Origin of the sequence: Rhodovulum sp. 12E13, assembly GCF_003340565.1 — a bacterium.
In the GTDB taxonomy this organism is placed as follows: domain Bacteria; phylum Pseudomonadota; class Alphaproteobacteria; order Rhodobacterales; family Rhodobacteraceae; genus HLUCCA09.
In genome coordinates this window covers 1-10,274 of the sequence record NZ_QPLK01000052.1, presented here as the reverse complement: position 1 = coordinate 10,274, position 10,274 = coordinate 1, and the positions used below count along the sequence as shown (strand labels likewise).

Below are 10,274 nucleotides of genomic sequence, written 5' to 3'. Positions count from 1 at the left end.
CGCGGCAGGCAAGGCCGCATCACGAGGCCGGATACATGTCAGCACCCGACGATGCGCCAAAACCAGCTCCGCAAAATCCCTCTTGCGCATGGGGCGGTTATACATGTTGCGCAAAGGGCATGAAGCCCGGACCTCCCCTTTCCCCGGACGCACTTATCCCATGGGCTCCGTGACAGGTATGCCGAGCGCGGTGTAGCCGTTCAGCACGGCGGCTCCGCTCCGGAGTTCGGCGACCCGGCGATCGAAGTCGCGCGCCATGAGGCCCTGCCCCAAGAGCTTCACGGAAGTCGCATCTTCGTCTCGGCGCGGCTTCGGCGGTGGTATCCGCTCCATTTTCGCCAGATGGCGCGGCCGAGGTATCTTGATGCGCGCAGTGCCTCGTTCCGGGCGATGGCGCCGGCAGTAGATGGCTTCCACGGCTTCCGAGAGCATCGGAGCCGCGCCATGGCCGGCGCGCGCGCCCCGGCGCCTGCGCCCCCGGCTGTCGAGGCGGGCCGGGGGCCCTGCCCTACTCCGCGGCCTCCGCCACGCCCGATCCCTTCGCGCTCTCCCGCGCGCGCTTGTACTGCCCGTAAAGGCCGTAGGCGAGCGACAGGGCGGCGAGGATCAGCAGCGTCGCCGCGATGGGGCGCATCAGGAACTCGCCGTAATCGTATTGCGAGATCATCAGGCCCTGGCGCAGGCTCGTCTCCGCGATCGGCCCCAGGACGAGGCCGATGATGAAGGAGGCGACGGGGTAGCGCATCGCGCGCAGCAGCACCCCGATCAGGCCGAAGGACAGCATGACGCCGATATCGACCATGTTGGAGTTCAGCCCGTAGACCCCGGTCATGCACATCACGACGATGGCGGGGCCGACGAAGGCGTAGGGAATGGTCAGGATCAGCGCGAAGTAGCGCGCCGCGCGCACGCCGAACACCAGCATCAAGATGTTGGCCACCATCATCGCGATGAAGACGGTGTAGACGAGCAGCGTGTTCTGCTCCATCAGCAGCGGCCCCGGCACGATGCCGTGCACCGTCAGCCCGCCGAGCATGACCGCCGTCGTGGCGCTTCCGGGGATGCCGAGGGCCAGCAGCGGGATCATCGAGCCGCCGACGGCGGAGTTGTTGGCCGATTCCGGCGCAGCGATGCCCTCCGGGATACCGGTGCCGAACTTCTCGGGGTGGCGGGACCAGCGCACCGCCTCGGAGTAGGACAGGAACGACGCAGTGGTCGCCCCCACGCCGGGCAGCGCGCCGATAATGGCGCCCAGGACGGAGGAGCGCGCGAGCGTTCCCTTCGCCTCTCCGAGCTCCCTGCGTGAGGGCAGCCTGGTCGAGACGTCGGTGATCGCGGTGCCGGGCTTGCGCCCTTCGCTCACCCGGCTCAGCACCTCGGCCAGCGCGAAGGTGCCGATGATGACGGGCACGAAGCTGATCCCCGTCAGCAGCATGTTGTTGCCGAAGGTGTAGCGCCCGAAGCCGGTGATCGGGTCGAGGCCCACCGTCGCCACGCCAAGGCCGATCAGCCCCGCGACGAGCCCCTTGAAGACCGAGCCCGAGCCGATGGAGGCGATGGCGGAGATGCCGAGGACGGCGAGGGCGAAGTATTCCGGCGGGCCGAATTCGAGCGCGAGCGTCGCCATGGGGGGCGCGAGCAGCATCAGCACCAGCGTGCCGAAGATGCCGCCGATGGCCGAGGAGGCGAGCGCGATGCCGAGCGCCCGCCCGCCCTCGCCGCGCTTGGCCATCGGGTAGCCGTCGAGCGCGGTGCAGGCGGCCTCCGGCGAGCCGGGCGTGTTGAACAGGATCGCCGAGATCGAGCCGCCGAAGGTGGCACCCACGTAGACGCCGCCGAGCAGCAGCAGGCTCTGCTCCGGCGCGAAGGCGTAGGTGAAGGGGATCAGCAGCGCCACGCCGACGATGCCCGTCAGCCCCGGCACCGAGCCGAAGGCGATCCCCCAGACGACGCTGAAGACGATGAAGAGAATGTTGACCGGCGTGCCGAAGACGTAGGCGAGCGCGTCGATATAGGCGTCCATCGTCCCGTCCCCTCGGCAGGCTCAGTAGAACAGCAGGCTGAACTCGTAGAACGGCCCCACGCCCCGCGGCAGGGGCAGGCTCAGCACCCGCGAGAACAGCGCCGTCAGCGCGATGGTGAAGACGGGTGCGAAGACGAGCTTGGCCCAGAGCTTGCCGCCCGGCAGCGCCAGCGCGGCGATCCACAGGAAGACGACCGTGGAGAGCAGGAAGCCGACCTGACCGAATGCCCAGAAATAGACGAGCACGAGCGCGCCCATCGCCGCCATCCGCCCGATGCCGCGCCAGTCGAGGTTCAGCCGGTCCTCCAGCCCGCCATCGCGCGCGCGCAGGAGGCTCACGCCGTTCTGCAGCGCGATGATCGCGGTCAGCACCGCCATGAGGCCGGTGACGATCTTCGGCCAGAAATCTGTGTCGATCTGAGCGTAGCGGGGCGAGCCGGGAAAGCCGTCCGCGACGAACCACAGAAAGACGGAAGCGACGCAGAGCGTCAGGGCGAAGGCGAAATCGACCGCGCGTTTCGACATGGGAGTCTCCGGAGCTGGAAGCGGCGGGGCGCCGGCGCGCAGGCCGGCGCCCCGGGGCGAGGCTTACTCGATGTAGCCCAGCTCGCGCAGCACGGCGGTGTAGGTCTCGATCTCGCCGTCGATGAAGGCGGAGAACTCGTCGAGGCCGATCAGCTCGGAGCGGTACTGCAGCGCGGACTGCGCCTCGAACTCCTTGTAGCTCTCGGTCTCCACCGCCTGGCCGATCATGTCATAGAGCGTCTGGGCGTGCTCCATCTCGTCTTCGGCCTGCATGGCGAAGGCGCGCCAGCGGCCCAGCGTGACGTCGTATCCGAGCTCGGTCGCCGTCGGCACGTCCGGCAGCACCGGCAGGCGCTCCTCGGAGAAGACGACGAGCGGGCGCAGATCGCCCGATTCCCACAGGCCGCGGGCGGGGCCGAACTCCTCGAACATCGCGTCGACCTGCCCGCCGACGGTGTTCGACACCATCTCGGAGCTGGAGAACGGCACGGTGGTGAGGGTGGTGTCGGTCTCGAGGCCGAACAGGCCCACCGTCACCTCGTCGAAGCCCGCCGCGCCGGAGATCGCGACGGAGACGGCGCCGGGATCGGCCTCGGCCGCGGCGATGAACTCTTGAATCGTCTCGTAGGGGCTGTCGGCCGGCACCCAGATCAGCGCCTGGTCGAACTGCACCCGCGCCAGCGGCATGAAGTCGGCCATGTCGATCCTGCCCTGGACGTGCGCGATGACCTGCGCGGGGCTGATCGCCATCAGCGAATGCCCGTCGGCCGGCCGCTGGAGGAAGTTCGTCACCGCCGGAATGCCGCCGCCGCCCTGCACGGAGACGGGGACCATCTGCTCGCCGGCGATCTCGGCGAAGGGCTCGGCCACCGCGCGGACGAAGCGGTCGGTGCCGCCGCCGGGGCCGTACTGGTGGACGACCTCGATCGTGCGCTCGGGGTAGTCGTCCTGGGCGAGCGCGGCGCCGCCCGCGAGGGCGAGACCGGTGGCAAGGCCCAGGGCCCCCTTCAGGATAGGTGCGTTCATCTCTATTCCTCCCTTCGGTTGGATCGATCTGTCCCTTGCGGGGCCGCGCGCGTCTTCGGCGTCTGCGGCGCGTGGTCTGTCTTCACTCCGCGGCGAGCGCGGGCGGATCGGTCTCGTCGAGCACCCGGATGGCCTCCGCGACCCCGCGCGCCTCGTGCGGCACGCCGGCGCGCGCCAGCCCCCGCTCCACGCCGGTGAGCGTCGCGAGCAGCATCGCGTCGTTGAAATCGCCCAGATGGCCGATGCGGAACACCCGGTCGGCCACCTTCGACAGGCCGTTGCCGAGCGAGATGTCGGACTGCTCCAGCACCGTGGCGCGCAGGGCGTCGGCGGAATGCCCCTCGGGCATCATCACCGCCGTCAGCACGCCGCTCTCCTGCCCCTGCCTGGCGCAGAGCACCTCCAGCCCCCAGCCGCGCACGGCGGCGCGGGTGGCCGCGCCGTGGCGGGCATGACGGGCGAAGACGTTCTCCAGCCCCTCCTCGTGGAGCATGGCGATGGCCTCGTTCAGCCCGTAGAGCAGGTTCGTGCCGGGCGTGTAGGGGAAGTAGCCGGTGGCGTTCGGGCCGGCCATGTCGGTCCAGTCCCAATAGGAGCGGCGCATGCCGCCTTCCTTCGCCACCGCCATCGCCTTGTCGCTGACGGCGTTGAAGGACAGGCCCGGCGGCAGCATCAGCCCCTTCTGCGAGCCCGACACGCAAACATCCACGCCCCACTCGTCGAAACGGAAGTCGATGGAGGCGAGGCCCGAGATCGAGTCGACCATCAGGAGTGCCGGGTGGCCGGCCGCGTCGATCGCCGCGCGCACGTCGGCGACGGGCGAGACCGATCCGGTGGAGGTCTCGTTGTGGACGACGCAGACGGCCTTGATCTCTTGGCCCGTATCGGCGCGCAGCCGCGCCTCGATCGCCTCCGGATCCGCGCCGCCGCGCCAGTCGCCCTCGATGAATTCCGGTGCGAGGCCGAGGCGCTCGGCCATCTTCTTCCACAGCGTGGCGAAGTGGCCGGTCTCGTACATCAGCACCCGGTCCCCCTCGGCCAGGGTGTTGACGAGGGCCGCCTCCCACGCACCGGTGCCCGAGGCGGGGAAGATGAAGACATGCGCCTCGGTGCGGAAGATCGTCTTCATCCCCTCCAGCGCGGTGCGCCCGACCTCGGCGAAGTCCGGGCCGCGATGGTCGATCGTCTGGGCGGAGATGGCGCGCAGGATGCGATCCGGCACCGCGCTCGGCCCGGGAATCTGCAGGAAATGGCGCCCTGCGCGTCTGGACATGTCGACCCCCCCATGTTGCCGCCCCGATGGCCCCGCCGCTCTCGCGACACTCTGACCAGCCCGGTGCGTTTTTAATTTTGAATTATGTATCACGTCCGGCTATCTCTCTGTCAACACCGAAGTGACGGGGAGGAACGCGATCATGCTGGAACAGGCACTTCGCGAGGGTTTTCAGGGGGATATCCTTTTCGACGCCGCCTCGCGCGGGCGGTATTCCACCGATGCGTCGATCTACCAGATCATGCCGGCGGGGGTGGCGGCGCCCACCTCCACGCAGGACGTGCAGATCGCGCTCGACGCCGCGCGGCGGGCCGGCGTGCCGGTGACAGGCCGGGGCGGCGGCACCTCCCAGTGCGGGCAGACGGTGAATTCCGGGCTGATCCTCGACAATTCGCGCCACTTCAACCGCATCCTGGAGATCGACGTGGAGGGCCGCCGCGCCGTGGTCGAGCCGGGCGTGGTGCTCGACGAGCTCAACCGCGCGCTGAAGCCCCACGGGCTGTGGTTCCCGGTCGACGTCTCCACCGCCTCGCGGGCCACGATCGGGGGGATGGCGGCCAACAATTCCTGCGGCGGCCGCTCCCTGCGCTACGGCACGATGCGCGACAACGTCCTGTCCATCGAGGCGGTGATGCAGGACGGTACCGAGGCGCGCTTCGGCCCCTACGATGCCTCCCGCGCCGGGGGCAACGCGCCCTACGACGTGCTCGCCGCCGACATGCTGGCGCTCGGGGCCGAGAACGCCGCCCTGATCGAGGAACGCTTCCCCAAGCTCACCCGCCGGGTGGGCGGCTACAACCTCGACGCGCTGGTGGCCAACGGGCATCCGCCGAACCTCGCGCACCTGCTGGTGGGCTCGGAGGGCACGCTCGCCCATTTCAGCCGGATCGAGCTGAAGCTCTGGCCGGTGGTGGGCGAGCGGGTGCTGGGCGTGTGCCACTTCCCCAGCTTCTACCAGGCGATGGACGCCACCCAGCACCTGGTGAAGACGACGCCACTCTCGGTGGAGCTGGTGGACGCGACGATGATCGGCCTGTCGCGGCAGATCCCGCTGTTCCGCCCCACCATCGAGAAGGTGGTGCGCGGCGCGCCCGAGGCGCTCCTGCTGGTGGAGTACGACGAGGGCAGCGCCGAGGCGAACGCCGCGAAGCTGAAGGCGCTCGCGGACGTGATGGCCGGGCTCGGCTTCGACTGGGCGCATGAAGGGCGCGGCTGGGGCGGCGTCGTGCCGGTGACCGACCAGCGCCTGCAGGGCCAGGTGGCGGAGGTGCGCAAGTCGGGCCTGAACATCATGATGTCGATGAAGCAGGAGGGGAAGCCCGTCTCCTTCGTGGAGGATTGCGCCGTCGAGCTGCCCGACCTCGCCGACTACACCGACCGGCTGACCGGCATCTTCGAGCGGCACGGCACGTCGGGGACGTGGTACGCTCATGCCTCGGTCGGCTGCCTGCACGTGCGCCCGATCCTCAACATGAAGGACGGCGGCGACGTGGCGAAGATGCGGGCCATCGCCGAGGAGGCGTTCGACCTCGTGGCCGAATACAAGGGCTCCCATTCCGGCGAGCACGGCGACGGCATCGTGCGCTCGGAATTCCACGAGAAGATGTTCGGCCGCGAGATGACGGACCTGTTCCTGCAGGTGAAGGACCGCTTCGACCCCGACCGGCGCCTGAACCCCGGCAAGATCGTCGAGGCGCCGAAGATGGATGACCGGACGCTCTTCCGTTATCCGCCGGACTACGCCGTCAAGCCGCTGAAGACGGCGTTCGACTGGTCCGCCTGGCCGGGCGCGGGGGGCGGCTTTCAGGGCGCGGTGGAGATGTGCAACAACAACGGCGCCTGCCGCAAGCTGCAGGGCGGCGCGATGTGCCCCTCCTACCGCGCGACGCGGGAGGAGAAGGACGTCACCCGCGGGCGCGCGAACACGCTGCGGCTGGCGCTGTCGGGCCAGCTCGGCGACGACGCGCTCACCTCCGACGCGATGATGGAGACGATGAAGCTCTGCGTCTCCTGCAAGGCCTGCAAGCGCGAATGCCCCACCGGCGTCGACATGGCGAAGATGAAGATCGAGGTGCTCGCCGCGCGCGCCGAGAAGCACGGGCTGGGCCTGCACGACCGGCTCGTGGCCCACATGCCCGACTACGCCCCCTATGCCTCCCGCGTGCCCTGGGCGATGAACCTGCGCAACCGCGTGCCGCTGCTGGCGCGGCTGATGGAGGGGCCGACCGGTTTCGCCGCGAGCCGCCCCCTGCCCCGCTGGTCCTCCCGGCCCTTCCGCGACAGCGAGGCGCAGGATGCCGAGCCCGACGTGATCCTCTTCGCCGACATCTTCAACCGCTACTTCGAGCCAGAGAACCTGCGCGCCGCGATCCGCGTCCTGCGCGCGGGCGGCAAGCGCGTCGCGGTGGCGCGCGACGGCACGGGCAAGCCGCTCGACAGCGGGCGCACCTACCTTGCCACCGGGCTGGTGGAGCGCGCCCGCGCGACCGGCCAGAGGCTGCTCGACGCGCTCGTGCCCCACGTTGAGGCAGGGCGCCCGATCATCGGGCTCGAGCCCTCGTGCCTGCTGACCCTGCGCGACGAGATCCCCGCGCTGATCCCCGGCGAGACGGCCCGCCGCGTCGCGCAGGCGGCGAAGATGCTGGAGGAATACATCGCCGAGGCGACGGAGGCCGGCGAGCTCGACCTGCCCCTCGCCTCGCCTGCGCCGAAGGTGCACCTGCACGGCCATTGCCACCAGAAGGCGCACGACGTGATGCCGGCGATCCGGCGCACGCTCGACCTCTTGCCGGACACCGAGGTTGACGTGATAGAAAGCAGCTGCTGCGGTATGGCCGGCGCCTTCGGCTATGGCCGCGACACCGAGGCCGTCTCGCGCAGGATGGGGGAGCTGTCGCTCTTTCCGGCCGTGCGGGCGGCCGGGGAGGACGCGCTCGTCGTCGCCGACGGCACCTCGTGCCGGCACCAGATCGCGGATGGGACGGGCCGGGAGGCGATCCACGTGGCGCGCCTTCTGGACATGGCGCTGACCGGGGCGGCCGGGGGGGCCGGCAGGAGGGGGGCACAGGCGTGAGCATTCTCGACCCGGCGGGCGCAGGCGACAGCCTGAAGCGCACCTCGCTGCACCAGGAACTGGCCGAGAAGCTGCGCGAACTGATTGTGCGGGGCGAGCTTTCGCCCGGCCAGAAGGTGCCGGAGAAGGAGCTCTGCGCCTATTACGGCGTGTCCCGAACGCCGCTGCGTGAGGCGCTGAAGGTGCTCGCCGCCGACCGACTGGTGTCGCTCGAGCCCAATCGCGGCGCCTGGGTGACGCGGATCACGGTCGCCGACCTCGAGGAAGTGTTCCCGGTCATGGGCGCGCTCGAGGCGTTGGCAGGGGAGCTTGCCTGCGAGAAGATCACCGATGCGGAAGTCGACGAGATCGCCGCGCTGCACGAGGAGATGGTGGCGCAGTACGAGGCGGGCGCGCTCGACGGCTATTTCACGCTCAACCAGCGCATCCACGAGGCGATCCTCGCCGCGGCGCGCAACGAGACGCTGACCGCGCAATACCGCGCGCTCGCCGCCCGCGTGCGGCAGGCGCGCTACGTGGCCAACATGACGACCTCGCGCTGGCGCCAGGCCATCGAGGAACACGAGGAGATGCTGCGCTGCCTGCGGGCGCGCGAGGGCGCTGCGCTGGCCCGCACCCTGCGCGACCATCTCGCCCACAAGAAGGAGACGGTGCGCGACTGGCTGCTGGCCGCGACGGCCGCCAACGACTGAGCGGCGCGGCGGTGCCCCGCACGCTCGGCTGGCGCGGGACCTGCCGCCCCGAGGGCGCCCCGATCGCGGCAGGCCCGTCCGGGCCGGATGCCGATGTGGCAGCCCCGGAGGCCCAGGGCACGTCGTCCCGGAGGGGACGACGGGGGACGGCGCCTCCCGCGCCCGCGCGGCTCTCGCGCAGAGCCGGCCGGTGGCGCGATGTTGTCTCGAATGCACCGTTCTTCGGGTCTCCCCGACGACCCGCACGCGGCGTGGGACCGAACCCGCTGTCCCTGACTGGTTTCGTGAGTGCCCATGTCCCTGTTCGACGGATCGTTCATCCTCGCTTCCGCCGGCGCCCTCGCGCCCGCTGCCCCCGACCTGCCCGCCGCTCCTGCCACCGGCGGCGCCACCCTGCGCGTGGCGCAGGACGGCACCGGCGACTTCGCCACGATCCAGGCCGCCATCGACGCAGCGTCGGCCGGCGACACGATCGTCGTCGCCGCCGGCACCTACGACGAGGCGGTGCGCCTCGCGGGACGCGACCTGACGCTGCGCGCCGAGGGCGCCGTCACCATCGCCAACGACGACGCGCCCTACGGGCTGCCTATCACCGGCACGCGCATCGCCGTGGAGGGGATCGCGGTTGAGGGGATCACCCGCGAGTCCATCTCCGGCTTCGGCGCGACCGGCATCGCCATCGACGGCACCGACATCCGGATCACTGACGCGGTGGTGACGCGCTGCGGCATCGCGGGGCTGCTGACGCTGGAGAGCGCCGAGCGGGTGCTGATCGAGGGCGGCCGCGCGGCGGACAATACCGGCGCCGGCCTCGCCCTCGGCGGCGGCGCGCACATGACCGTGCGCGACACGGTCTTCGCCAATACCGGGCAGATGGACGGGCCGGACGGCACGTTCCAGCAGTTCGGCAGGATCCCATGCGTGCCGCAGATGAGGCCCTCTATGCCGCAAAGGCAGCGGGACGAAACCGGGCCGTCCTGACCACCCTCATCAGCGTGGAGGACGAAGATGAGGGTGCGTACAACGACATCGGGCGTCTCTGCCCATCTCCCCCGTCGCCGTGAGTGGGGCGCCCGAACGAGAGGGACGTGGCACGCTGGAATTCGCCGCGGAAGCCACGCGCCCCCTCCTCGGGGCGGCCATTCGGGCATTCAAACCGACGGGCGGTTCGGGCGATGGGTTCGGAGGCTTGAACGTCGCCGCATCGGTGCCCCGTGACCGTTTCCTGGCCCGCCCCGGACCGGCTTGGCGCGCGCGATGTGCCCCTGCCCTCCACGAGCCCCGCGTCGCCTGCGGCCCGCCGGCCTACCGCTTCGGGCCCGGCGCGCCGCCGACCCGGCGCGCGAGCTGGTCGTGCGCTTCGAGGTAATCGACGACGCGCCATGCGAGGCGGAGGAACGCCCGCAGTTCGTCGCGAACGCATCCGATGCGGCGGCCCGCTTCGGTGCCGCCGACGAGGTAGCCGTCGCCCTGCTCGGTCCAGCGCCGCACGGGCGCGCCCCCGGCGCGCGCGACCGCCGCCTCCAGCGGCGCCAGGGCCGCCTCGGCGGCCGCCAGCGCATCGCCGTCGAACAGGCCCTTGTCCGACAGCGCGGCGAGAGCGGCGTCGAGCACCTGCCGGTCCCCGTCGGCGAGCACCGCCCGGTGATCGCGCGCCGCCGC

Annotated in this window: 8 protein-coding genes and 1 pseudogene; 3 read left to right on the top strand and 6 right to left on the bottom strand. The window is 70.7% G+C overall.

Annotated elements, in window-relative coordinates:
- Positions 1–153: 153 nt before the first annotated feature.
- The 5 genes and pseudogenes from DLJ49_RS20120 to DLJ49_RS20100 all read right to left on the bottom strand — a co-directional run.
- Positions 154–428, bottom strand: a pseudogene (locus tag DLJ49_RS20120) (IS5/IS1182 family transposase); the annotation flags it as partial.
- A gap of 80 nt (positions 429–508) precedes the next feature.
- Positions 509–2,023: a tripartite tricarboxylate transporter permease gene (locus DLJ49_RS20115; RefSeq protein ID WP_115395303.1), complete on the bottom strand. Its 1,515-nt coding sequence runs from the start codon at positions 2,021–2,023 to the stop codon at positions 509–511.
- Positions 2,024–2,044: 21 nt separating this feature from the next.
- Positions 2,045–2,548 carry a tripartite tricarboxylate transporter TctB family protein gene (locus DLJ49_RS20110; protein WP_115395302.1) on the bottom strand — a complete coding sequence of 168 codons (504 nt, stop codon included), beginning with the start codon at positions 2,546–2,548 and terminating at the stop codon, positions 2,045–2,047.
- A gap of 63 nt (positions 2,549–2,611) precedes the next feature.
- Positions 2,612–3,574, bottom strand: coding sequence for a Bug family tripartite tricarboxylate transporter substrate binding protein (locus DLJ49_RS20105; RefSeq protein WP_115395301.1), 963 nt, complete (start codon positions 3,572–3,574; stop codon positions 2,612–2,614).
- 82 nt (positions 3,575–3,656) lie between these two features.
- Complete coding sequence (locus DLJ49_RS20100) at positions 3,657–4,847, bottom strand: pyridoxal-phosphate-dependent aminotransferase family protein (protein ID WP_115395300.1); 1,191 nt, start codon at positions 4,845–4,847, stop codon at positions 3,657–3,659.
- Between the two features lie 142 nt (positions 4,848–4,989).
- Between DLJ49_RS20100 and DLJ49_RS20095 the strand changes: the two genes are divergently transcribed.
- The 3 genes from DLJ49_RS20095 (at position 4,990) to DLJ49_RS20085 (ending at position 9,593) form a co-directional block, all read left to right on the top strand.
- On the top strand, positions 4,990–7,920 hold the full coding sequence (locus DLJ49_RS20095; protein ID WP_115395299.1) for an FAD-binding and (Fe-S)-binding domain-containing protein: 2,931 nt from the start codon (positions 4,990–4,992) through the stop codon (positions 7,918–7,920).
- Positions 7,917–8,612 (top strand): GntR family transcriptional regulator, encoded by a 696-nt coding sequence (locus DLJ49_RS20090; RefSeq protein ID WP_199533465.1) that lies wholly within the window; start codon positions 7,917–7,919, stop codon positions 8,610–8,612. Before DLJ49_RS20095 ends, DLJ49_RS20090 begins: the two co-directional genes overlap by 4 nt.
- 294 nt (positions 8,613–8,906) lie before the next feature.
- Entirely contained in the window at positions 8,907–9,593 is a 687-nt protein-coding gene (locus DLJ49_RS20085) for a right-handed parallel beta-helix repeat-containing protein (RefSeq protein ID WP_115395298.1), read from the top strand.
- Positions 9,594–9,917: 324 nt separating this feature from the next.
- On the opposite strand, the gene DLJ49_RS21935 is transcribed toward DLJ49_RS20085, so the two are convergent.
- The coding region (locus tag DLJ49_RS21935; RefSeq protein ID WP_199533464.1) for a hypothetical protein at positions 9,918–10,274 on the bottom strand (357 nt) is incomplete at its 5' end.